Genomic DNA, 23,578 nt, shown 5'->3' with positions numbered 1-23,578 from the left:
ACGGGATTTCACCGCGATTTCACCTGCCCCTGCTTATGCTGGCTGCTCTTTTACTTGAAGGGAAGCCCATGAAAATCGCCATCAGCCTGTTGCTCCTGTCCTGCCTCTCCACGCCCGTGCTGGCCCAGGTGCAATCGTTGCAGCACAAGGAAGACAAGCGCCGCTACATCGTCTACACGCCGCCGTCTTACCAAAGCCAGCCGCAGCAAGCCTTTCCCGTCGTCTTCAATTTCCATGGCGGCGGCATGAGCATGGCGGAACAAATGCTGTACACACAGATGAACAGGACGGCCGAGCGGCACCAGTTCATCGTTGTATATCCGCAAGGCATCAAGCAGGACTGGAACGTGGGCTTCGGCATGGATTACCTGGCGGGCACGGATGACGTCGGTTTTACGCAAGCGATATTGAGTAAACTCAAGCAGGATTACCGCATCGATGACAAAAGGATCTATGCGACGGGTCTGTCGCGCGGCGGTTTCTTTGCCCTGCGCCTGGCGGCCGAGCTGCCGCAGCAGTTCGCCGCCGTCGCCTCGGTGGGCGCGCCCATGCCGGAACCCGTGGTGCAGCATCACCAGAAAACGGACAAGGTCGGCATGCTGTTGATACAGGGCACGGCCGACAAGGTCGTGCTGTTTGAGGGCAAGGCCGCCAGCTACCTGTCGGCCCAAGGCACCTTCGATTACTGGCGCAAGCACAACGGCATCGACGGCGCCGTGCCACCGGCGCGTCTGATCCCCGCCGTGCCAGGTGACGATACGCAAGTGACGCATATGGCGCAAGGCAATGGCGCGCAGCAGGTGGCCTTGCTCACTGTCAAGGACGGCGGCCACACGTGGCCGGGCGCCGATGCCTTCAATATCGGCCTGCCCATCGGCAAGACCACGCGCGCCATCGATGCGAATGAGGTGATGTGGGCGTTTTTCAGCCGCCATCGGCGCTGACGCCATGCTAGGATGGCGGCGCATGGCGTAACCATCAGGCAACAGGAAAGGCAGGCACAGTGGGATTATCAACAGCAGGTATCGCGGCCATGGCCGAGGCAATCTTCGCCAAGCCCGGCGCGGCCGTGGCAGAAGTGTATTCGGAGGCGGAACGGGAAACGCTGCATTTCCACTCGCCTGCCGAGCTGTGCGCGTATGCGGCCAGGCTGGAAGCGGAAGGGGCTAGCGACGTGCTCCTGGCCGTGCATTACCCGGACATGGCCGGGCACTTTGCCCCGCGCCGTATCGCCCTCGACCCGGCCCAGTGCGGTGGCCTCACGTATCGTTACGTCTGCGAAGGCTGGGGCGTCATCCGCGTGTACCTGCGCTTGTCTAGCGGCAAGGGCCTGGACTCGCATGTGAGCGTCAATTCGCAGAAGCGCGCGGAAAAATGGCAGCGCCATTACCCGGCATTCGGCCCGGCCGACGCCTGGGATTGGGCCGCCGTGGGCCGCCATGAACGCCGGCTGATCCGTGTGCTGAAGAAGGTCGCCGAGCAGGATGGCTTGGCATGATGGACGCGATGCACATCAACCCCGCCGCCATCTTTTGCCGTTCCCTGGCGCAGCTTTCCGCGATGCTCGACAAGACCGGCACGGCGCCGCAACTGCTGGCGGCGCGTTTGCACCCGGACATGCTGCCATTCGCCCAGCAAGTGCGCGCGGCCGTGAGTTTTTCCCTGCGCGGCTGCTGCCCGCTGGCGGGGCTGGAGGTGGCCGATTTCAGCGCCGCCGCCAGTCTGCAGGAGCAGATCGCACAAACCATGCGCTACCTCAAGGACATTCCGGTGGAACGTTTTGACGGGCAGCCCGAACGCATCTGCCGCGACCGCGCCGGCTTTGCCGACATCGCGCTGCCCGCCGACGAGTATTTGAATTTATATATCCTGCCGAATTTCTACTTTCACTTCAGCATGGCGTATGCGATCGCCCGCAGCCAAGGTGCCGCCATCGGCAAGGGCGATTTCGACGGCTATCACGCGTATGCGCCGGGATTCAGCTTTGAGCGGCCTGCCGCGCCGTAGTTCCTACAAGCCCGCTTCCCTCCAAGACGGCAAACCGAGCCGCTTCAATAATCGACCCGACAGCCCGCAGCTCCAGCAACTGATCTGGATTTGGCGCTGCCGCGCCTGGTTCGCATGCCAGGCTTGCCCGGCGTAATCGAGCAACGCCTCGCTGAGCGCAGAGGTGTCGGCCACGGGCGGCAGGCGCGACATCAGTTCGAACACGCCGTACGGCGTCTCCTTTATCTGCAGCAAACCGGCCAGCAGGGCGCGCAGGGCGGCGCCGTCAATGCCGGTGCTCGCTTGCGTGAACCGTTGCTGCCAGGATAGCTCGCGCGCAGGCCACAGCCCCAGCAGCGCCGGCACGTCGGCCGTCCGCAACTGCCCGATCAGCTCGTCCGCTTCGTGAAACAGGTCGAGGCGGTCGTAGTCCTCGTCGTCGCTGCACAGCAGTTCATCGAGTTCCTGCAAGACGCTCATGCCACCACGTTCGTCGGCGCACCGCGTTCGAACGCTTCCACGTTGCCGATCAGGATGTCCGCCAGCTTTTGCATGGCTTCGCCGCTGGCCCAGGCCGTGTGCGGCGTGAGGATGAAGTTGGGCAGGCGCAAATTTAACAGCGGGTTGTCGGGCAGCGGCGGCTCCTTCGATAGCACGTCGAAACCGGCGCCGGCGATCACGCCCTGCGTCAATGCCTGGGCCAGCGCCGCTTCATCGACGAGGCCGCCCCGCGCCGTGTTGATCAACAGCGACGTCGGCTGCATGCGCGCCAGTTCTTGCGCGCCGATGATGTTGCGCGTGGTGTCCGTCAAGGGCAGGTGCAGGCTGAGCACGTCGGAAGTGGCCAGCAATTCATCGAAGCTCACTTGCGTGACGCCGTCCTCATCGATAGGTGAACGGTTGTGGACTTGCACCTGCATGCCGAAGGCGCGCCCCAGCTGGGCAACGGACTTGCCCAGCGCGCCGTAGCCGAGCAAACCCAAACGGCTGCCGGCCAGGTCGCGGATCGGGTGGCCGAACAGGCAAAAGCGGTCCGATGCCTGCCACAGGCCAGCTTCAATATCGGCGCGGTAGGCCACCAGTTGGCGGCGCAGGGCCAGCATCAGGGCCAGTGTATGTTCGGGCACGGTGGCGCGCGCATAGTCGCGGATATTCGCCACGACGATGCCCCGCTCGCGGCAGGCGGCCAGGTCGACAATATCCGTGCCGGTGGCGGCCACGGCGATCATCTGGAGCCTGGGCAGTTGCGCCAGCTCGGCCGCGCGCAACGGTACTTTATTCGTGATGGCGATGGTGGCGTCTTGCAGGCGATCCACCGTCTGTTCGCTGCCCTTGGTGTGCGCATGCTCTTCCCAGCTGTGCGCGAAGGCGGGCGGGCGCACGTTGGCGATCAGGCTGTCACGGTCAAGAAAGACGATGCGGTGCGGGTGCGGCGATGTGCTTGCTACGGTCATGGCTGGACCTCGGTCAGGTTGGCGCGCGCGCTCGCGGGACTGCTCTTGCCCTTGAGCTGCGTGGCCGGGTGGTTGGTAAACATATCGGCGACCCATTCGACAAACACGCGCACCTTGGCGGACAGATGGCGGTTGGGCGGATAGATCACGTGGATGGGCAGCGGGTCGGATTCCCATTCGCCAAGCAATTCCACCATTTTGCCCTGTTCTATCAGCGGCGCAAGCATGAAATGCGTCATTTGCACGATACCCAAGCCCGCCAGGCCGGCGGCCGAGTAGGCATTCGAATCGTTCAGGGCGATATGGCTGGGCATGGCAACCTGGATGCGTTCGCCGGCGCGCGTGAAATCCCAGTCAAATGTTTTACCGGTCTTGGCGGAGAAAAAATTCACGCCGCGGTGGCGGGGCAGGTCGTCCGGATGCAGCGGCGTGCCGTGGTGCGCCAGATAGCCGGGCGAGGCGCACGTCATGAAATGCAGCACGCCGACCCGGCGCGCGATCAGGTTCAGGTCGCCCAATTCGCCGCCGCGCACGGCGCAGTCGACGCCTTCCTCGATCAGATCGACAGGGCGGTCGCTGCAGCCGAGTTCCAGCGAAATGTCCGGGTAGCGGGCAAAAAAATCGGGCAGGGCGGGAATGATCAGTTCGCTGGCCAGGGCCGTGGGCGCATCCACGCGCAGGCGTCCGCTGGGGCTCAATCGCGTGCGCGACAGCGATTCCTCGGCCTCGCGCACGTCCGACAGGATGCGCACACAGCGTTCGTAATAGGCGGCGCCGTCGGACGTGATGCTGACGTGGCGCGTGGTACGGTTGAGCAACTTCACCGACAGGCTCGCTTCCAGCGACTGGATCAGGGTCGATACGGTGGCTTTCGGCAGCTGCATGTTTTCCGCCGCGCGCGTAAAGCCGCCCGCATCGACGACTTGGATGAAAACTTCCATTGCTTGCAGCTTGTTCACTTGAATTCCTATCACTTTATCCGTGATTATTCAGAATCCTGAACAATCAATTCGTCATTGCACTCTTTATCAGATTGTAGATCAAGTCTATAGTTGTTGTACTGCAGCATAAATGTGATGCCGCAGGCAGTACAACAGGAGAAATATCATGGGTCATCGGAATGGAATCTTTGCAGTGCTCGCTCTCGCTATGAGCTCGCTCGCTCTGGCCGCGATGGTATCGACGGATGCATACTCGATGGCGGCGCAAAGCGAAGCCAGCGGGTATAGCGCCCTGACCCATGAAGTGGGCGGCGCCGCCCTGTTGTGCCTGAACGACACGGTACTCGATGTTGCGGTGCAGCCGGTGGTGGCGCAATGAGCGTTGCCGACACCACGGCCGAACTGGCACCTGGCCAGGCGCTGAAGATACGCGACATCCAGGTGCAGGGCGCGCAGGATGCGCTCGGCGCACGCGTCTACACGGCCGGCGTGCCGGGCGCCAGGCAGTCGAGCCTGATCGTCTTCTTCCATGGCGGCGGCTTTGTCGCCGGCGACCTGGACGATGCGGACGACTTCCTGCGCTGCCTCGTGCTGAGCAACCCCGACCACGTGGTGCTGGCCGCGAACTACACCTTGGCGAAGGTGCGGCCATTCCCCGCCGCCGTGGAAGACGCGCATGCCGTGCTGCTGTGGGCAAAAAAGAACAAGTCCAAGCTGGGCTGGACGGGCAAGCAGATGGTGGTGTCGGGCATTGAAGCGGGCGCCAACCTGGCCGCCGTGTGCGCCATGATGTCGCGCGACCGGGGCGGACCGCCCCTCGCGGGCCAGGTGCTGATCATGCCCATGCTCGACCCCGGCCTGTCGACCTGCTCGATGCGCAACTTGCCGACCTGTCCTGACCTGGCGGAAGTGGCGGACCAGTGCGCCGCCGCCTACCGCGGCTACCTGCCGAATGCCGCTGACCGTACCCATCCGTACGCGTCGCCATTGCAGTCGAGCCGTCTGAAGAACCTGCCGCCGGCGCTCATCCTGTCCAGTGAAGACGACCCATTGCGCGACGAGGCTGAACAATACGGCAGCAAATTGATCGCTTGCGGCATCAAGACCACCGTGCGGCGCATGGCCGCCGCGCCGCTGCAAGACGCTACCGCCCGCAATGAGTGTGCCTGCAAAGTGCAGGTATTGAGTGAAATCGCCAGCTTTGTCGCTGGACTGGGGCAGGAGCCCGAGTCATGACGCCGCCATCTGCGGCACTGCAAAAAAACTTACACTAATCAGTTTACTTTTTGAGTTTCGGTTGCTACACTATGCAGTGTAGTTCCCATCTTGCCTGAGTTGTGCGCTCGCACAGCCAGCTTTGTCGTCCCCGTCCGCTTTTAAACAGCTGGCGGCCTGTTTACCTTTGATCGAGCGCCGTCGGGCGCCATGGCACCACCATTCACTTTTTCAGTTGGGTTGCTTCCTGCCGCCCATACCATTAGAAATTTTCATAAAACAGGGAAATAAAATGAAAAACGTTCAACAATTTTCCACTCTGCTGAAGCCCCTGGCTGCCTCGCTCGCGCTGGCCGGACTGGTGGCCGTGAGCTTGGCTGGCTGCGATTCGGCCAATAGCAAGGTGCCCGACGCGCCAGCGGCCGGCGGCCCGCCCATCTCGGCCGCCGCCGTCGTTGAAAAACAGATCACGGAAACGCAGGAATTCTCGGGCCGCCTGGAAGCGATCGAGCGCGTGGAAATCCGCTCGCGCGTCGGCGGCTTCATCACGGCCGTCAACTTCAAGCCGGGCAGCGAAGTGAAAAAGGGCGACGTGCTGTTCGTCATCGATCCGCGCCCATTCCAGGCTGAAGTGTCGCGCGCCGAAGGCACGGCTGCCTCGGCCCGCGCCAAGGCGGAACTGGCCAAGCTGGAACTGTCGCGCGCTGAAAAGCTGCTGGCCGAAAAAGCCATCGCCCAGCGCGAATTCGACGAAAAAGCGTCGGGCCTGAAAGAGCTGGACGCGAATGCACGCTCGGCGCAAGCCGCGTATGAAGCGGCCAAGCTGAACCTGTCGTACACGCAGGTGCAGGCGCCGATCAGCGGCCGCGTCAGCAAGGCGGAAATCACCGTCGGCAACCTGATCGACGCCTCCGCCATTTTGACCTCGGTGGTGTCGACGGACCGCATCTACGCCAGCTTCGACGGCGATGAAGATACGTATCTGCGCGTGGCCGGCACGGCGCAAAAGGGCACGCCCGTCACCGTCAAGGTCGGCCTGGCCAATGAAACGGGCTTCCCGCATGAAGGCAAGCTGGAATTCGTCGACAACCAGCTCGACCCGGCGACGGGCAGCGTGCGCATGCGCGCCACCTTCGCCAACGCCGAGCGCCAGCTGGTGCCGGGCCTATTCGCGCGCATCCAGCTCGATGGCGGCAACGGCCCGCAGGCGCAAAGCACGGCGCTGCTGATCAGCGACCGCGCCGTCGGCACGGATCAGAGTCGCAAATACGTCTACGTGGTGGGCGCCGACAACAAGGCCGAATACCGCGCCGTCAAGCTGGGCCCGACCTCGGACGGCTTGCGCGTGGTGCGCGAAGGCTTGAAGGCGGGCGAGAAGATCGTCGTCAACGGCTTGCAGCGCGTGCGCCCCGGCGCCCCGGTGACGCCGCAGATGGTGGCCATGGATTTCGATCCGACCGCGCCTGCCGCCCCCGCGAAACCTGAAGCAAAAGACGCCAAGATCGCCGCGAAAGCAGCATCGACTTCCAAGGAATAAACATGAACTTTTCCCGCTTTTTCATCGACAAGCCGATTTTTGCGGCGGTGCTGTCGATCGTCATATTCGTGGCCGGGCTGCTGTCGATTTTCGGCCTGCCCATCTCCGAATATCCCGACGTCGTGCCGCCATCCGTGGTGGTGCGCGCGCAGTACCCGGGCGCCAACCCGAAAGTGATCGCCGAAACCGTGGCCGCGCCGCTCGAAGAGCAGATCAACGGCGTCGAGAACATGCTCTACATGTCCTCGCAAAACACGTCCGATGGCGCGATGATGCTGACCGTGACCTTCAAGATCGGCACCAACGTCGAGCAGGCCGAAACGCAGGTGCAGAACCGCGTGCAGCGCGCCTTGCCGCGCCTGCCCGAGGAAGTGCGCCAGATCGGCGTGACGACGGTGAAATCGTCGCCGAATCTGACCATGGTGGTGCACCTGGTCTCGCCCAACAAGCGCTATGATGACATGTATTTGCGTAACTACGCGGTGCTGAACGTCAAGGACCAGCTGGCCCGTTTGCCCGGCATGGGCGACATCCAGATCTTCGGCGCCGGCGACTACGCCATGCGCATCTGGCTCGATCCGCAAAAAGTGGCGGCGCGCGGCATGACGGCCAATGACGTCGTCGACGCGATCCGCGAGCAGAACGTGCAGGTGGCTGCCGGCGTGATCGGCGCCTCGCCAGCGAAGAACTCGGACTTCCAGCTGACCGTCAACACCCAGGGCCGTCTGCAGACGCCCGAGGAATTTGGCGCCATCATCGTGCGCACCAATGCCGACGGCGCCGTGACGCACCTCAAAGACGTGGCGCGCGTGGAAATGGGCGCCAACAGCTACTCGCTGCGTTCGCTGCTGAACAATAATCCGGCCGTCGGCATGGGTATTTTCGAAGCGCCGAACGCCAACGCACTGCAACTGTCTTCCGACGTGCGCTCCAAGATGGACGAACTGAAAAAAGACTTCCCGCAAGGCGTGGAATACCGCATCGAGTACGACCCGACGCAGTTCGTGCGCTCGTCCATCGAAGCCGTGATCCATACCCTGCTCGAAGCGATTGCCCTGGTGGTGCTGGTGGTGATCATCTTCCTGCAAACCTGGCGCGCATCGATCATCCCGCTGCTGGCCGTTCCCGTCTCCATCGTCGGCACTTTTGCCGTGATGCTGGGCTTTGGCTTCTCGATCAACACGCTGTCGCTGTTCGGCCTCGTGCTGGCCATCGGTATCGTCGTCGATGACGCCATCGTGGTGGTGGAAAACGTCGAGCGCAATATCGAGGAAGGCTTGTCACCGCGCGACGCCACCATCCAGGCCATGAAAGAGGTCAGCGGTCCTATCGTCGCCATCGCCCTGGTGCTGTGCGCCGTGTTCGTGCCGATCGCCTTCGTGCCAGGTTTGTCGGGCGAGTTCTATCGCCAGTTCGCGCTGACCATCGCCATTTCGACGGTGATTTCGGCTTTCAGCTCGCTGACCCTGGCGCCAGCCCTGTCGGCCGCGCTGCTCAAACCGCACGACGCGCCGAAAGACGCACTGACGCGCGGCATGGACATGGTCTTCGGCCGCTTCTTCGCCTGGTTCAACCGCTTCTTCGGCCGCGCTTCGCACCGCTATGAAGCGGGCGTAAAAGGCGTGTTGGGCCGCAAGAGCGCTTCGCTGGGCGTGTATGCGCTGCTGGTCGTTGCCGCCATCTTCACCTTCAAGTCCGTGCCGGCCGGCTTCGTGCCAGCGCAGGACAAGCAATACCTGGTGGGTTTTGCGCAATTGCCTGACGCCGCCTCGCTGGACCGCACGGAAGATGTCGTGCGCCGCATGTCGGACGTCATCAAGTCGGTGCCTGGCGTCGAATCGACCATCGCCTTCCCCGGCCTGTCGATCAACGATTTCACCAATGCGCCGAACGCCGGTATCGTCTTCGCCACCCTGAAACCGTTCGACGAGCGTACCAGCAAGGAATTGTCGGGCGGCGCCATCGCGGCCGAGATCAACAAGCGCCTGGGCGGTATCCAGGACGCCTTCATCATGGTCTTCCCGCCACCGCCGGTCAACGGCCTCGGCACCATCGGCGGCTTCAAGATGATGATCGAAGACCGCGGCAACCTCGGTTACGACGCGCTGTACAACGCCACCCAGGCACTGGCCGCGAAAGCGTACCAGACGCCGGAACTGGCGGGCGTGTTCTCGGGTTACCAGATCAACGTGCCGCAGCTGTTCGCCGACGTCGACCGCGTGAAAGCCAAGCAGATGGGCGTGCAGCTGCAAACGATTTACCAGACCTTGCAGATCAACCTCGGTTCGCTGTACGTCAACGACTTCAATCAGTTTGGCCGTACCTACCAGGTGCGCGTGCAGGCCGATGCGGCGTTCCGTTCGCATGCGCAGGATATCGCGCAGCTGAAGGTACGCAATGACAAGGGCGAAATGATCCCGCTGTCGTCGCTGATGCGCGTCAAGGACAGCTATGGTCCTGACCGCGTGCAGCGCTACAACGCGTATGCCGCAGCCGACTTCAATGGCGGCGCAGCACCTGGCGTATCGAGCGGCCAGGCGCAAGCCGCGCTGGAACGCATCGCCAAGGAAGTGCTGCCGCAGGGGATTTCGTATGAGTGGACGGAGCTGACCTACCAGGACATCTTGTCCGGCAATACGATGATCTACGTCTTCCCGCTGTGCGTGCTGCTGGTATTCCTGGTGCTGGCCGCCCAGTACGAAAGCTGGACATTGCCGCTGGCCGTGATCCTGATCGTACCGATGTCGATCCTGTGTGCTCTGTTGGGCGTGAAACTGACGGGCGGCGACAACAACGTGTTTACCCAGATCGCACTGTTCGTGCTGGTGGGGCTGGCGTCGAAGAATGCGATTCTGATCGTGGAATTTGCCCGCGAACTGGAAGAGCATGGCCGCACCGTCGTGCAAGCGGCGCTGGAAGCGTGCCGTCTGCGTCTGCGTCCGATTCTGATGACGTCGATCGCCTTCATCATGGGCGTGGTGCCCCTGGTGTTCTCGAACGGCGCCGGTTCGGAAATGCGCCATGCCATGGGCGTGGCGGTCTTCGCCGGCATGCTGGGCGTGACTTTCTTCGGCCTGTTCCTGACGCCCGTGTTCTACGTACTGCTGCGCACCCTGGCGCAGCGTTTTGAGAAAAAACCAGCCACCGCTGCCGCCAAGCCTGTCGCCGCGCCAGCGCTGGATCTGGAAGGAGATATATATTGAAAACCAAGGAAATCATCTGGCGCGTCAAGCCCGTCTTGAGCGCCATGGCTACCGCAGTCCTGCTGGCCGCCTGCGCGGCGCCGGAGTTCAAACAGCCGCAGATCGAGACGCCGGCCGCGTTCAAGGAAGCGCAAACCTTGCCCGCCGTGCAGACGGCGGCCGATGGCACGCGCTGGAAGCAGGGCGTGCCAGCCGAGCGCCAGGCGCGCGGCGAGTGGTGGCTGGCCTTCAGTGATCCGGCCCTCACGAGCCTGATCAACGAAGCCACGCAAGCGAATGCCAACCTGGCCGTCGCCGCCGCCCGCGTCAAGCAGGCGAGGGCGATTGCCGGCATCGCCGAAGCGGACCGCATCCCGCAAGTGGGCGTGAACGTGGGCGGCCAGCGCAACCGCGCTTCCGCCGTGTCGCTCGGCTTGCCGAACGGCGCGCCGGTGGCGGCGACCAACGTCTACCAGGCCAACCTGACGGCCAGCTACGAAGTCGATCTGTTCGGCAGGGTGGCAGCTAACGTCAGCGCCTCGCGCAGCGATGCGCTGGCCGTGGAAGCGACGTACCGCTCGGTGCTGCTGTCCTTGCAGGCCGACGTGGCGCAGACGTACTTCCAGCTGCGCGCCACGGATGCCGAACTGGCGACACTGGAACAGACGGTGCGCCTGCGCGAGGAAAGCGTGCACGTGAACCAGCGCCGCTATGACCTGGGCGACATCGGCGAGTTCGATTTGTCGCGTGCCCGCACGGAGCTGTCGACCACGCGCGCCGAAGCCATCGGCCTGCAGCGCCAGCGCGCCACCAGCGAACATGCGCTGGCTGTCCTGCTGGGCAAACCGGCCGCCAGCTTCACGGCGACCGTCAACCCGCTGCAGGATAGCGGCTTCCTGCCCGTGATCCCGGCCGGCATGCCGTCGTCCCTGCTGGAACGCCGTCCCGACATCGCGTCGGCGCAGCGCACCATGGAAGCGTCGAATGCGCGCATCGGCGTGGCGAAATCGGCCATGTTCCCGGCCTTGAGCCTGAACGCTTCCGGCGGCGGCGCGTCCGATACCTTCTCGGACATCTTCAAGTGGAGCAGCCGCTCCTGGCTGCTGGGCGCTTTGATGTCGATGCCGATCATCGACGGTGGCCGCAACAAGGCAGCCGTGAGCCGCAGCGAAGCGCAGCTGGAAGAATCGGTGGCGACGTATCGCCAGAGCGTGCTGGTGGCCTTCGCCGAGGTGGAAGACAACCTGGCCGGCTTGCGCATCCTGTCGGGCCAGACGCAGCAGATCGACGAAGCCGTCGTCTCGGCGCGCCGCTCGGCCGACCTGGCGCAAAAGCTGTACGACGCGGGCCGTTCCAGCTACTTGGACCTGCTCGACGCGCAGCGCAACCTGGCGGCCATCGAGCGTAACGCCGTGCAGCTGCGCGGCAACCGCGCCGTCACCACGGTGGCGTTGATCCGCGCCCTGGGCGGCGGCTGGGGCGAAACGGAGCCGCAGGTCGCGGCCAACTAGTTTCCTGCCTTCGGCGATAAGCCTGTCGAAAACGGCGTCGTGCTTTGCACGGCGCCGTTTTTTTGTTTTCAGCGAGTTGAATCCGTTTGCGGACCGGCTGCGTAAATACTCCTGCAATCACGCAAACGCCGTCATCCAGGAGATACCATCATGCGCACCTTCGTTCCCGCAGCACTGTTCATTACATCCATGCTGGCCGCCAGCGCCCCGTTTGCCGCCGACATGGCGACCATGGTCGGTGGCCAGAGCATGTATCCGTCCAAGGACATCGTCGACAACGCCGTCAATTCGGCCGACCACACGACCCTGGTCGCTGCCGTCAAGGCGGCCGGCCTGGTCGATACCCTGAAAGGCAAGGGCCCATTTACCGTGTTCGCGCCGACGAATGCGGCCTTCGGCAAGCTGCCGGCCGGCACCGTCGAGACCCTGGTCAAGCCGGAAAGCAAGGCGACCCTGACGAAAATTCTCACCTACCACGTGGTGCCCGGCAAATACGACTTCAAGGCGTTGGCCAGGGAAATCAAGATGCATGACGGTAAAGCCACCTTGCCCACGGCCAGCGGCGGCAAGCTGATGTTCGCCATGAACGGCATGCATAACATCGTGGTGATGGACGAGGGCGGCAACAGCGCCAACATCAGCACCTATGACGTGTACCAGTCGAATGGCGTGATCAATGTCATCGACTCGGTGCTGATGCCAAAATAAGCGAACACGGGCGAAAAAAAAGACAGGGAAAACCCTGTCTTTTCATGTTGCATCGTGCTGATTACTTGGCTGGCGTTGCTGGTTCTGCAGGTGTGGCCGGTGCTGCTTTTTCTGCTGGAGCGGCTTTCTTCGCCTTGTGATGCTTGGCTTTCTTGTGCGCCGCTGGCTTGACTGCTGCCGCTGGCGCTTCGGCCTTGACGACAGGGGCGACGACAGGAATCGGTGCCACTGGAGCGACTGGCGCGACGGCTGGCGTCTGGGCGAAAGCGGCGGTGGCGAACAGGCTGGCGATCAGGGTGGCGATGACTTTTTTCATGATGATATCCTTGGTGTTTTTTCGGGTTGATGCAGTGAAAATGAATTACTTGGCTGCTGCAGGTGCGGCTTCAGCGGTGGCCGATGCCAGCTTTTCGTCAGCCTTGGCCTTGGTTTTCTTGGCCTTGTGATGTGCCTTGGCTTTTGTGGTGGCCGCTTCCGCTTTGGCGCTGGCGACTTCCGTTTTCGCGGCGACGACTGCTTTCGCTTCTTTGGCATCCGCTTTGACGACGGCTTGCGCTTCCTTGGCGTCCGCTTTCACGACGGCCTTGGTGTGGGCCGCTTCCACTTTGGCGGGTACCGAAGCTGCCGCAGGTGCTGCCGGGGTTTGGGCGAAGGCTGCGGTTGCGAACAGGCCGGCGATCAGGGTAGCAATTACTTTTTTCATGGTGCAGTCCTCAGTGGTGGTTTGTCTGGTATGTCTGTTGGTGCCGGGATGATTCCCGTATCACTGAGCATAAAACGCGCCCCGGGACGCATGCGTTGACGGCCATTACAAACGCTTACATCTGCGTGGCATCCGCTTTCAGAATCGCCTTCAGGATGTCTTCCGAACGGCGCTGCCCATAAGCCTTGCCATACGCGCTGGAGGCGATGCTCACCACCATGCGGCGCGCGGGTATCACATAGATCTTGTTGCCGCCATTGCCCGAGGCGAAATGCACGGCGATCTTTTGTCCTGCGATGTCCTGCGTCTTCGCATACCAGAAATAGCCGTAGCTGTCGGCGTAGCGATCCACGGCGCCGATGGCCACGCGCGGCGCCAGCGCGGCGTGCAGCCAGGCCGCGTCGATCACCCTCTTGCCGTCAACTACGCCATCGTCGAGCACCATCTGGCCGATTTTCGCCGTGTCGCGCGCGCGCAGCGACAGATTGCCCTGGCCTTTCGGATGGTGTGCCACGTCGCGGCCCCAGCTCCAGCGGGTGATGACCAGTGGCGCAAACAGTACCTTGGCGGCGACATCTTCCAGATCGGCGCCGCTGGCGTTTTCCACCACGCGTCCGGCGATGTACGACCCCAGCGAGTTGTAGCGGTAGATGCTGCCCGGCTTTGTTGCAGCCGGCACGCCACGCACGAAGGCGGCGGGGTCAGATGCCTCATCGAGCTTGTCTTCATTGCCCGGCGACTGCTCGTCCTCATCGAAGGCGGCCAGGCCCGAACGCATGGTCAGCAAGTCGTCGAGGACAACCTTGCCCGCCGGGCTGCCGGCGACTTCGGTCCAGTAGGCGCCCACCGTTTTTGTTGTCGCCAGCTGGCCGCGCGCCACGGCCGCGCCCACCAGCAGGGCGGTGATGCTCTTGCCGGCCGAGCGGATGTCGTGCAGGGTATCGGCCGTCTCGCCGTTGTAATAGCGTTCGGCGACGATGGCGCCATTGCGCAGCACGACGACGGCGCGCAAGTCGCCATGGCTGTCATGGTCCTGGGCGAGCAGGACTTGCTCGAGGGCGGTGGGGGCGTTTTGCGCATTGGCGGCGCAAGGCAGGGACAGGGCGGTAATCAGCAGCAGGTGGCGCATGGAATAGGCTTCGCGGCGATGGTTGGAGTGCCAGTGTCCACCATCTGCGCCGCTTTGTCGTGCACAAGCTGCTTTGTTCGCTGAAGTTTGCATGAAGGCGCGCCATGCAAAAAGGACAGCCGAAGCTGTCCCTGGGAATGCGGGCGAAGTGGCCACGCAAGCGCAGACCCGGCGGATGCGCTTGCGTGGCGTCGTTCGCGCTTACTTCGCTGGCGCTGCCGGTGCTGCCGGAACGGTTTCCGCCGCTTTCGCCGCATCCGCTTTTACTTTCGCCTTGTTTGCCTTGTGATGGGCCTTGGCCTTGGTGACTTTGGCGTCGGCCTTGGCGCTGGCCACGTCTGCTTTTGCATCGGCGACGACGGCCGCTTCTTTTGCATCGGCTTTCACGACGGCCTTGGTTTCCTTGGCTTCAGCCTTGACCACGGCTTTCGTGTGGGCAGCTTCCGCCTTGGCTGGAACCGATGCTGTCGGAGCGGCAGGGGTTTGGGCGAAGGCTGCGGTTGCGAACAGGCCGGCGATGAGGGTGGCGATAACTTTTTTCATTGTGTTTTCCTGGCGAATGATAAGCGATTGTGTGGGGAATTACTTGGCTGCTGCTGGTGCTGCTTCGGCGGTGGCCGATGCCAGCTTTTCGTCAGCCTTGGCCTTGGTTTTCTTGGCCTTGTGGCGTGCCTTGGCTTTCGTGGTAGCCGCTTCCGCTTTGGCGCTGGCCACGTCCGTTTTTGCGGCGACGACTGCTTTCGCTTCTTTGGCATCCGCTTTGACGACGGCTTGCGCTTCCTTGGCGTCCGCTTTCACGACAGCCTTGGTGTGGGCCGCTTCCACTTTGGCAGGAACCGAGGCTGCAGGAGCGGCCGCAGGTGCTGCCGGGGTTTGGGCAAAGGCTGCGGTTGCGAACAGGCCGGCGATCAGGGTAGCGCTCAGGTTGAAAATGCGTTTTTTCATGGTGCAGTCCTCAGTGGTGGTTTGTCTGGTATGTCTGTTGGTGCAGGGATGATTCCCGTGTCACTGAGCATAAAACGCGGCCCGGAAGGTTACCGTTGACCTTGTTTACACTTTCTTACAATCGGCTGATTTAAGCGACGTTAATTGAAGAAGGCGGCGTAAAAATGCAAAAAGACAGCCGAAGCTGTCTTTTTGCATGGCGCATGAAACGCGCTGTAGGGATTATTTGGCTGCTGCCGCGGTCGCTTCAGTTTTGGCTTCGTCAGCCTTGGCCTTGGCTTTTTTCGCTTTGTGATGGGCCTTTTCCTTGGTGACTTTGGCGTCGGCCTTGGCGCTGGCAACATCGGCTTTCGCATCGGCGACGACGGCCGCTTCCTTGGCATCGGCTTTGACTACGGCCTTGGTTTCCTTGGCTTCCGCTTTTGCCACTTCCTTGGTGTGCTTGGCTTCGGCCTTGGCAGGCGCGGCTGGCGTTTGAGCAAAGGCTGCGGTAGCGAACAAGCCGGCGATCAGAGTAGCAGTCAGGTTGACAATGCGTTTTTTCATGATGCAGTTCCTCGAGAAGTGGGGTTGTAGTTCAGGAGATGTATTTCCCCTGTCACTGAGGCAAAAACGCGCCGTACGGCAATAGCGTTGACAGCGATTCGATCTAATTACAAACACTTACATTTGCCGGGGCAGGCACTCTGTTAGCTGGCGTACCGCGCCAGGGACCGCAGCGGCCTAGACTCAAGGCCATCGTTACCGCATGGGTCCGCCATGAAAGCCGCCTTGAAAACCTATCAAGCCAAGCGCAATTTCGCCGTCACGCCCGAGCCTGCGGATGGCGGCGAGGAAGCGGGCGAGGCGCTCACCTTCGTCATCCAGAAGCACTGGGCCAGCCGTCTGCACTATGATTTTCGCCTGGAACTCGATGGCACGATGAAAAGCTGGGCCGTGCCGAAAGGGCCCAGCTACGACCCGCGCGACAAGCGCATGGCCGTGCAGGTGGAAGACCATCCCATTGCATATGCGAGCTTTGAAGGCACGATCCCCGAAAAACAGTATGGCGCGGGCAAGGTCATCATCTGGGATAAAGGAACGTGGCAGCCCCAGCCGGCCACGCCCGATGCGCGCAAGGCGCTGGCGGCCGGCGAATTGAAATTCACCCTGCATGGCCACAAGATGCACGGCAAGTGGGTGCTGGTGCGCATGAAGGGTAAGGGCGACAAACGCAGCGAAAAGCAGCCTGCCTGGCTGCTGATCAAGGAAAAAGACGACTATGCCCGTCCGGCAGCGGAATTCTCTGTCGTGGGCGAGTTCCCCGACAGCGTCAGGAACAAGGCCATGCCCAAGCGCAAGGTGGCCGCCGCGCCGCCTGATGCCGATTTGCCCGCCACCCTGTCGCCCCAGCTGGCCACCCTCGTCGATGCACCGCCACCGGATGCGCAAGAGTGGATTTTCGAAGTCAAATTCGACGGTTACCGCATCCTCGCGCGTTGCGATGGCGAGCAGGTCAGCTTGATGACGCGCAATGGCAACGACTGGACGGCGAAACTGCCGAAGCTGCGGCGGTCGCTGGAAAAACTGGGCTTGCCGCCAGGCTGGTATGACGGTGAAATCGTCGTCAACGACGCCGGCGGCCACCCGGATTTCGGCGCCTTGCAGCGCGCGTTCGATGCGGAAACGAGCAGCGAGATCGTGTATTACCTGTTTGACGTGCCGTATTTCGATGGCCACGATCTGCGCGGCCAGCCTGTCGAGGCGCGCAGGGCGCTGCTGCAACAGTTGCTGCAGAGCTTGCCCGCGTCGCCCCTGGTGCGCTTCAGCGACGCGCTCGACGCCGCACCGCAGCGGCTGCTGGCCCACGCCTGCCGGCTGGGACTGGAAGGGGTGATCGGCAAGCGGCGCGGTTCACCCTACGTCACGCGCCGCTCGGGCGACTGGATCAAGCTCAAATGCGGCTTGCGCCAGGAATTCGTCATCGGCGGTTATACGGCGCCGCAGGGCGCGCGCGAAGGGATCGGTTCGCTGTTGCTGGGCGTGCATGATGCGCAGGGCAAGCTGCGCTATGCGGGCAATGTGGGCAGCGGCTTTGACGATGCGGCCTTGCGCGACTTGCGGCGCCGCCTCGACGCCTTGGCCATTGAAACGAGTCCGTTTGAAGGCAAGGCGGGCGGCGTGCGCCAGCCTATCTGGGTCCAGCCGCAGCTGGTGGCCGAAGTGAGTTTTGCGCAATGGACCAGTGGCGGGGCCGTGCGCCACGCCGTGTTTCACGGCTTGCGCGAGGATAAACAGCCGGCCGCCATCGTGCGCGAGCGGGCACGGCACATCGACAGGGAGAAGACCATGGAGAGCAAATCCATGCCGGACAGCGTCTTGCCGGCCAGTTTCAAGGTCAGCCATGCGGACCGGGTGATCGACAAGGACAGCGGCGCCAGGAAGATCGACCTGGTGTGCTATTACGCGCTGGTGGGCAAGTTGATGCTCGCGCACTTGCGCGGCCGGCCCGTGTCGCTGGTGCGCGCGCCGGCCGGCGTGGGAGGCGAGCTGTTTTTCCAGAAGCATGCCGATACGTCGACCATGCCCGGCGTCAGACAGCTCGATGCACGGCTGGACCCGGAACACCCGCCCATGCTGGAAGTAGCCAGCCTGCAGGGGCTGCTGTCGGCGGCGCAGTGGAATGTGGTGGAATTTCACACGCAAAACGCGGTGGCCCGCGCCTACGACACGCCGAACCGCCTGGTGTTCGACCTGGATCCGGGCAAGGGCGTGGCCTGGCCCGCCATCCGCGAGGCGGCCGTGCTGCTGCGCGCCTTTCTGACGGAGCTGGGCTTGCCCGCCTGGCTGAAAACCAGCGGCGGCAAGGGCTTGCACGTGGTCGTGCCGATCCGGCCCAAGCACGATTGGGATACGGTCAAAGCGTTTTCGCAAGCCATCGTGGCGCACATGGCGCAGCTCATTCCGCAGCGCTTCGTTTTGAAAAGCGGGCCGAGCAACCGCGTCGGCAAGATTTTCATCGATTATTTGCGCAATGGCCGGGGCGCGACCACCGTATGCGCGTGGTCGGCCCGCACGCGTTCGGGGCTGGGCATTTCTGTCCCGCTGGCCTGGGAAGAGCTCGACGAACTGACGGCGGGCGACCAGTGGAATGTGGGCAATGTCCACAGCCGTCTCGATGTTGGCAACACACCGTGGGATGGCTATGCGCGCAGCGCGAAAGGACTCGACTCTGCCATGAAAAAGCTGGCTTTTACTCCTCCGGCTTGAACGGCAGGACGGCGCGCGCCAGTTGCAGCGCTTCCTCAATGGCCGCGTTGAGCAGGGTGATCTCGACGGGTTTGGTCAGGTAGCGGAAAAAGCCCGCAGCCAGGCCATGCCGGATATCGCCCTTCATGGCATTGGCCGTCAGGGCGATGACGGGGATGTGCGCGGTGCGCGCATCGTTGCGCAGGATGCGTTGTGCCTGGTTGCCATTCATGCCGGGCAAGTTGATATCCATCAGGATGACATCGGGGCGGCGCTCCAGCGCCAGCGCGATGCCCTGGCGGGCGTCGGTGGCCGAGATCATGCGCAGGTGGGGCAGGAAGCTGACGATGTCTTCCACCAGCCGCAGGCTGGCCGGATTGTCTTCCACGTACAGCAGCAGTGCCTGCCCGCCGTCCTCGTCCCCGGCGTCGCCGGCGGGCTCGGGCAGGTATTCCGCTTCCGTCTGCCCGGCGGGCGGCGCGGTCATGGTATCGAGTTCGATCCAGAACACGCTGCCCACGCCGACGCAGCTGTGCACGCCCATGTTGCCGCCCATCAGCTCGACCAGGCGCTGGGTGACGACCAGGCCGATGCCCGTGCCTTCCTCGCTGCCCGCCTCCTGTCCCAGGCGGTTAAACGGCTGGAACAGTTCCGCCATCTGCGCCTCGTCCAGTCCCTTGCCCGTGTCGCGGATGGCGATGCGCACGCGTTGCGGCCCGGGCTGCGAAATTTCCAGTTCCACCTTGCCGGCAGGGCGGTTGTACTTGATGGCGTTTGATAGCAGGTTCAGCAGCACTTGCTTGAGGCGCGTATGGTCGGCCCTGAGCGTCAGCGGCTCGCAGGCGGGAAAGACGAGGAGGATCTGGCGCTGCTGCGCCTGCTCTTCCACCATCACGCGCACTTCCTCGATCAGCGCGGGCAGCGTCACCGCTTCCATCGACAGGCTCAGGCTGCCTGATTCGATTTTTGCCAGGTCGAGGATTTCATTGATCAGAGTAAGCAGGTGGCGGCCCGAGGTGACGATGTTTTGCACGAAGGCGCGCTTTTGCTGCACGGTCGCGGGCAGGGCTTCGTTGGCCAGCAGCTGGGCAAAGCCGAGGATGGCGTTCAGCGGCGTGCGCAGTTCATGCGACATGCTGGTGAGAAAGCGGTCCTTCGCCTGGCTGGCCCGCTCGAGTTCGATTTTCTGTTCGTTGAGCGTGCGCTCGATGCGCTTGCGCTCCGTGATGTCGCGGATGGCCGACGAGACCAGCACGCCTTCGTCCGTTTCCAGCGGCGACAGGCTGATTTCGACGGGAAACTCGGTGCCATCGCGGCGCAAACCGTACAGTTCCAAGCCCGCGCCCATGGAGCGGGCGCGCGGCGCCGCGGAAAAGGACTGGCGGTGGTGCGGATGGTCGTGTGCATAGCGGGCCGGGATCAGCACTTCCACATTGCGCCCTAGCAACTCCGCGCGCGAGTAGCCGAACAGGCGTTCCGTCTGCGAATTGACGAGCACGATCTCGCCATCGCCGTTGACGATGACGATGGCGTCCGGCGCCGATTCGAGCAGGCCGCGGAACTTCTGCTCGGCCCGGCGGCGGTCGCTGACGTCGCGGATGGCGCTGATGACGAAGGTGCCGATCTCCGTCTGGATCGGCGACAGGCTGATTTCGACGGGGAACTCGACGTTGTCCTTGCGCAAGCCCAGCAATTCCAGGTCGGCGCCCATGGTGCGCGTGCGCGGCTGGTCGAAATAGCGCGAGCGGTGCGCCACGTGCGAATGGCGCAGGCGTTGCGGCAGCAGGCTATCGATTTGCCTGCCGCTCAATTCGCCCTCCGCATAGCCGAACAGGCGCTGCGCCTGCTGGTTGGCCAGCACGATGGCGCCCGTGGCATTGACCATGATGACGCTGTCCGGCGTCGATTCGAACAGCACGCGGTAGCGCACGTCGACGAACTGGGCGTCGCGCGCCGCCTTCAGCACGGTCGTGTCCTTCATGGTGGAAATCAGGTAGCGGGGACCGTCCGCCGCCACGTGGGCGACCTGGCAAGCCACGTCGACATAGATGAGTTCACCGTCCTTGCGTCGCCGCAGCGATTCGCGGTCGTAGCTGCCGTGCAGGGTCAGCTGCTCGTCGATCAGCGGGTCTGCCTCGGCCTGTCCTGGCAGCGAGATCAGTTCCCACAGCTGGTGGCCCAGCGCTTCGTCGCTGGCATAGCCGAAAATGCGCTGCGCCCCGGCCGTCCAGCGCACGACGGCATGCTCTTCGTTCGTGATGACAACGCCGCCAGGGGCGCCGTTGAGGATCAGCTGATCTAACTCGGCATCCATTTTTTCCCGCACGCATGACAGGGCTTGCCGGGCGGCAGGCCTGTGCATAACGTAGCGAGAAGCTTGATCAAAGTCAATTCATTTATATGATGCAAGGTTCTCCTGGCTGCGAAGCGTGCTTCAGGCCGCCTTGCGTCTGGCGGGCGCCGGTTTGCGCACGGTGGATGCGGCTTTACGCTTGCGGGGCGCGGCGGCCGGCGCTTTCTTGCCCAGGCTTTGTTGCAGCAGGGCCACCAGGTCGATGACGTTGCTGCCTTGCTCTTCTGCCGGTTCGGGCGCGGGTGGCGTGATGGTCTTGGTCTGTTTGGCCTTGATTTTTTTCTTGACCAGCGCCAGCACGTCTTCGCGGTAGCTGTCGTGGTATTGCCCGGGTTCCCACGCCTCGCTCATGCCTTCCACCAGCGACAGGGCCATCTTGAGTTCCTTGTCGGAAATGCCGGCCGCTTTCAGGCTGCTGTCAGGCAAGTCCAGGTCATCCGTCGGACGGAGCTCATCGGCGTAGCGCAGGGTATTGAGCACGATGGCGTCACCCACGCACACGAGTGCGCACAAATGCTGCTTGGTGCGCATGACCACGCTGGCGATCCCCACTTTATTCGCCTTGCGCAATGTTTCGCGCAGCAAGGCATAGACCTTTTCGCCGCCCTTGGCGGGCAGCAAATAATACGGGTGCTCGTAAAAGGTCAGCGGCACCTCAAGCGCATCGACAAAGGCCAATATGTCGATGGTTTGCGTGGCCTTCACATTGGCTTGCCGTAAATCTTCCTCGGACAGCACCACGTACTCGTCCGTCTTGTATTCATAGCCCTTGATGATGTCGTCCCACTCGACTTCCTTGCCCGTCTGCTTGTTGTAGCGCTTGTAGCCGATGGGGGCGAAGTCGCGCCGATCCAGCATGGACAAGTCCAGTTCATGGTCGAGGCTGGCGGAAATCAGCTCGACGGGGATGTGCACGAGGCCGAAGCTGATGGCGCCTTTCCACAGTGCGCGCGCCATCGCTTATTCCCCCACGCTGCCGGTGACGGGCAGGACGATGCCGCTGATGTAGCTGGAACAGGCGGGCGAGGCCAGGAAGACGTAGGCAGGCGACAGTTCTTCCGGCTGGGCCGGACGGCGCATGTCCGTGTCCGCGCCGAATTTCTGGATGTCCTCGGGAGACTTGTCGGCCGGGTTGAGCGGCGTCCAGACGGGACCGGGCGCGATGGCGTTGACGCGGATGCCTTTGTCGAGCAGGTTGCCGGCCAGCGCCATGGTAAACGCATGGATGGCGCCCTTGGTGGTGGAATAGTCGAGCAAGTGCTTCGAGCCTTGCAAGCCCGTCACGGAGCCCGTATTGATGATGGAGGCGCCGCGCTGCAAATGGGGCAGCACGGCCTTGGCCATGTGAAAGTAGCCGTAGACATTGGTTTTCATGGTGAGGTCGAAGCGCTCCTCGCTCAGGTCGAGCAAGGATTCGGCATGTTCCTGGAAGGCGGCGTTGTTGACCAGTACGTCGATGTGCGTGAATTTATCGAGCACCTGGCTGACGGCGTCCTGGCAAAAGCCCTGGTCGCGCACGTCGCCGGCAATCAAGAGGCAGCTCTGGCCTTCCGCTTCCACATAACGCTTGGTTTCGTGGGCGTCCGCGTGTTCGTTCAGGTAAATGATGGCGACATCGGCCCCTTCGCGCGCGTACAGCACGGCCACGGCGCGGCCGATGCCGGAATCGCCGCCCGTGATGATGGCCACCATGCCGGCCAGCTTGCCGCTGCCGCAATAGTCGGGCGCCAGGAAGCGTGGTTGCAACTGCATCTGCCCTTCGATGCCTGGCTTGTCCAGATGCTGGGCGGGCAGGGGCGGGGCAGGCTGGCTGCGGTGGCCCGTCTGCACGGGCTGCTGGCTTTTCTGCTCGGCGGGTTTGGCGGTATCACGTTGATCCTGCTCTTGCTGGATGCTGCGCTGCAAGTTACCGGCGGACTGGTCCTTGTTCTCGTTCATGCTGGCCTCCCTGGAAACGAAGGTTCAGTATCGACGCGGCATGCGCATCAAACGGTGCGCTTGCTAACAGAGTGGCGCAAACGGATGCAAAGTTATATGATGATTGACATAAATATGGGAGGGCAGCATGAAGGTAAGTAGGGAACAGGCGGCGCTGAACCGCGAGCGCATTGTGGAGGTGGCGGCCAGATTATTCCGCGAAAAGGGCTATGACGGCATCGGCGTGGCCGACCTGATGAAGAACGCGGGCCTCACGCATGGCGGCTTCTATGGCCATTTCGCGTCCAAGGAAGACTTGATGATCGAGGCGTGCCAGCATGCCCTGGAGAAATCGCTGGAAGGCTGGCGGGCGAAGATCGCGCGCGACCCGCAGCAGGCGCTGCCCGCCATCGTCGGCAGCTATCTGACCACCCGGCACCGCGACCAGCCCGGCGGCGGCTGCCCGGCGGCGGCCATGGGCGTCGACGTGGCGCGCATGTCGCCCGGCGCGCGTCCCGCGTTTACGAAGGCGACGCGGCAGCAGTTCGCGCTGCTGGAAGGTTTGCTGCCCGAGGGGACACCGGAAGAGCGGCGCCAGCAGGCCATTTCGACGTTTGCCGCCATGGTAGGCGCCATGGTGCTGGCCCGTTCCGTCGATGACGAAGCCCTGTCGGCGGAAATCCTCGACGCTGTGAAGGCGCAATTGCTGCCAGACTGATCACTCCCCCCCTGTCAGCCGGCCGCGTCGCATGATAGGCTTCGGTTTTCA

23 protein-coding genes are annotated in these 23,578 nt (G+C 63.0%); 11 read left to right on the top strand and 12 right to left on the bottom strand.

The window, feature by feature from the left end; translation table 11 throughout:
* The first annotated feature begins 68 nt into the window (after positions 1–68).
* From KO539_RS00605 to KO539_RS00595, 3 genes are all read left to right on the top strand, one after another.
* Positions 69–944 (top strand): PHB depolymerase family esterase, encoded by an 876-nt coding sequence (locus KO539_RS00605; RefSeq protein WP_219306898.1) that lies wholly within the window; start codon positions 69–71, stop codon positions 942–944.
* An 89-nt stretch (positions 945–1,033) separates the two neighbouring features.
* Entirely contained in the window at positions 1,034–1,498 is a 465-nt protein-coding gene (locus tag KO539_RS00600) for a hypothetical protein (RefSeq protein WP_219306897.1), read from the top strand.
* Positions 1,495–2,007 (top strand): DUF1993 domain-containing protein, encoded by a 513-nt coding sequence (locus KO539_RS00595; RefSeq protein ID WP_257626062.1) that lies wholly within the window; start codon positions 1,495–1,497, stop codon positions 2,005–2,007. Before KO539_RS00600 ends, KO539_RS00595 begins: the two co-directional genes overlap by 4 nt.
* Positions 2,008–2,010: 3 nt before the next feature.
* Here the strand turns inward: KO539_RS00595 and KO539_RS00590 are convergent, their stop codons facing one another.
* Genes KO539_RS00590 through KO539_RS00580 form a run of 3 tightly spaced genes read right to left on the bottom strand, consistent with a single transcriptional unit; the run spans position 2,011 to position 4,399 of the window.
* Positions 2,011–2,466: a hypothetical protein gene (locus tag KO539_RS00590; protein ID WP_219306896.1), complete on the bottom strand. Its 456-nt coding sequence runs from the start codon at positions 2,464–2,466 to the stop codon at positions 2,011–2,013.
* Positions 2,463–3,440: a D-2-hydroxyacid dehydrogenase gene (locus KO539_RS00585; RefSeq protein ID WP_219306895.1), complete on the bottom strand. Its 978-nt coding sequence runs from the start codon at positions 3,438–3,440 to the stop codon at positions 2,463–2,465. Before KO539_RS00585 ends, KO539_RS00590 begins: the two co-directional genes overlap by 4 nt.
* Positions 3,437–4,399, bottom strand: a complete 963-nt coding sequence (locus KO539_RS00580) for a LysR family transcriptional regulator (RefSeq protein WP_219306894.1) — start codon at positions 4,397–4,399, stop codon at positions 3,437–3,439. Before KO539_RS00580 ends, KO539_RS00585 begins: the two co-directional genes overlap by 4 nt.
* A 175-nt stretch (positions 4,400–4,574) precedes the next feature.
* Here KO539_RS00580 and KO539_RS00575 point away from each other — a divergent pair, with 175 nt between their 5' ends.
* From KO539_RS00575 to KO539_RS00550, 6 genes are all read left to right on the top strand, one after another.
* Positions 4,575–4,760, top strand: a complete 186-nt coding sequence (locus KO539_RS00575) for a hypothetical protein (protein ID WP_219306893.1) — start codon at positions 4,575–4,577, stop codon at positions 4,758–4,760.
* Positions 4,757–5,617 (top strand): alpha/beta hydrolase, encoded by an 861-nt coding sequence (locus KO539_RS00570; RefSeq protein ID WP_219306892.1) that lies wholly within the window; start codon positions 4,757–4,759, stop codon positions 5,615–5,617. The genes KO539_RS00575 and KO539_RS00570 overlap by 4 nt, the downstream gene beginning before the upstream one ends.
* A 271-nt stretch (positions 5,618–5,888) precedes the next feature.
* Positions 5,889–7,133: an efflux RND transporter periplasmic adaptor subunit gene (locus KO539_RS00565; protein WP_176388503.1), complete on the top strand. Its 1,245-nt coding sequence runs from the start codon at positions 5,889–5,891 to the stop codon at positions 7,131–7,133.
* A 2-nt stretch (positions 7,134–7,135) separates the two neighbouring features.
* A complete protein-coding gene (locus KO539_RS00560; RefSeq protein WP_035820025.1) occupies positions 7,136–10,336 on the top strand; it encodes an efflux RND transporter permease subunit in 3,201 nt (1,066 codons plus the stop codon).
* Positions 10,337–10,380: 44 nt separating this feature from the next.
* Positions 10,381–11,826 (top strand): efflux transporter outer membrane subunit, encoded by a 1,446-nt coding sequence (locus KO539_RS00555; protein ID WP_219308521.1) that lies wholly within the window; start codon positions 10,381–10,383, stop codon positions 11,824–11,826.
* Between the two features lie 150 nt (positions 11,827–11,976).
* Entirely contained in the window at positions 11,977–12,534 is a 558-nt protein-coding gene (locus KO539_RS00550) for a fasciclin domain-containing protein (RefSeq protein WP_219306891.1), read from the top strand.
* 61 nt (positions 12,535–12,595) lie between these two features.
* Here KO539_RS00550 and KO539_RS00545 read toward each other — a convergent pair whose 3' ends face one another.
* The 6 genes from KO539_RS00545 to KO539_RS00520 all read right to left on the bottom strand — a co-directional run bounded on the left by KO539_RS00545 (position 12,596) and on the right by KO539_RS00520 (position 15,857).
* Entirely contained in the window at positions 12,596–12,850 is a 255-nt protein-coding gene (locus KO539_RS00545; protein WP_219306890.1) for a hypothetical protein, read from the bottom strand.
* A gap of 45 nt (positions 12,851–12,895) precedes the next feature.
* Entirely contained in the window at positions 12,896–13,237 is a 342-nt protein-coding gene (locus KO539_RS00540; protein WP_035820017.1) for a hypothetical protein, read from the bottom strand.
* 115 nt (positions 13,238–13,352) lie between these two features.
* The gene (locus KO539_RS00535) at positions 13,353–14,366 is read right to left on the bottom strand and encodes a serine hydrolase (RefSeq protein WP_219306889.1); all 1,014 of its coding nucleotides are present in this window, start codon (positions 14,364–14,366) and stop codon (positions 13,353–13,355) included.
* Positions 14,367–14,567: 201 nt separating this feature from the next.
* Positions 14,568–14,909: a hypothetical protein gene (locus tag KO539_RS00530; RefSeq protein WP_219306888.1), complete on the bottom strand. Its 342-nt coding sequence runs from the start codon at positions 14,907–14,909 to the stop codon at positions 14,568–14,570.
* Positions 14,910–14,948: 39 nt separating this feature from the next.
* The gene (locus KO539_RS00525; RefSeq protein WP_219306887.1) at positions 14,949–15,311 is read right to left on the bottom strand and encodes a hypothetical protein; all 363 of its coding nucleotides are present in this window, start codon (positions 15,309–15,311) and stop codon (positions 14,949–14,951) included.
* Positions 15,312–15,533: 222 nt separating this feature from the next.
* Positions 15,534–15,857 (bottom strand): hypothetical protein, encoded by a 324-nt coding sequence (locus KO539_RS00520; protein WP_219306886.1) that lies wholly within the window; start codon positions 15,855–15,857, stop codon positions 15,534–15,536.
* A gap of 213 nt (positions 15,858–16,070) precedes the next feature.
* On the opposite strand from KO539_RS00520, the gene ligD reads away from it, so the two are divergent.
* Complete coding sequence (gene ligD, locus KO539_RS00515; RefSeq protein ID WP_219306885.1) at positions 16,071–18,560, top strand: DNA ligase D; 2,490 nt, start codon at positions 16,071–16,073, stop codon at positions 18,558–18,560.
* Here ligD and KO539_RS00510 read toward each other — a convergent pair.
* The 3 genes from KO539_RS00510 to KO539_RS00500 all read right to left on the bottom strand — a co-directional run bounded on the left by KO539_RS00510 (position 18,544) and on the right by KO539_RS00500 (position 22,830).
* Positions 18,544–20,853: a PAS domain S-box protein gene (locus tag KO539_RS00510; protein WP_219306884.1), complete on the bottom strand. Its 2,310-nt coding sequence runs from the start codon at positions 20,851–20,853 to the stop codon at positions 18,544–18,546. The two genes, ligD and KO539_RS00510, sit on opposite strands and share 17 nt — an antisense overlap.
* 120 nt (positions 20,854–20,973) lie before the next feature.
* Positions 20,974–21,849, bottom strand: a complete 876-nt coding sequence (locus KO539_RS00505; RefSeq protein ID WP_176388511.1) for a Ku protein — start codon at positions 21,847–21,849, stop codon at positions 20,974–20,976.
* Between the two features lie 3 nt (positions 21,850–21,852).
* Positions 21,853–22,830 carry an SDR family oxidoreductase gene (locus KO539_RS00500; protein ID WP_219306883.1) on the bottom strand — a complete coding sequence of 326 codons (978 nt, stop codon included), beginning with the start codon at positions 22,828–22,830 and terminating at the stop codon, positions 21,853–21,855.
* A 127-nt stretch (positions 22,831–22,957) separates the two neighbouring features.
* Here KO539_RS00500 and KO539_RS00495 point away from each other — a divergent pair, with 127 nt between their 5' ends.
* Complete coding sequence (locus tag KO539_RS00495) at positions 22,958–23,527, top strand: TetR/AcrR family transcriptional regulator (protein WP_219306882.1); 570 nt, start codon at positions 22,958–22,960, stop codon at positions 23,525–23,527.
* The last annotated feature ends 51 nt before the right edge of the window (positions 23,528–23,578 follow it).

This window comes from Janthinobacterium sp. NKUCC06_STL (genome assembly GCF_019345455.1).
In the GTDB taxonomy this organism is placed as follows: domain Bacteria; phylum Pseudomonadota; class Gammaproteobacteria; order Burkholderiales; family Burkholderiaceae_D; genus Janthinobacterium; species Janthinobacterium rivuli.
Note: the sequence above shows the minus strand (reverse complement) of the source record. Positions and strands in the feature narration are given on the sequence as shown.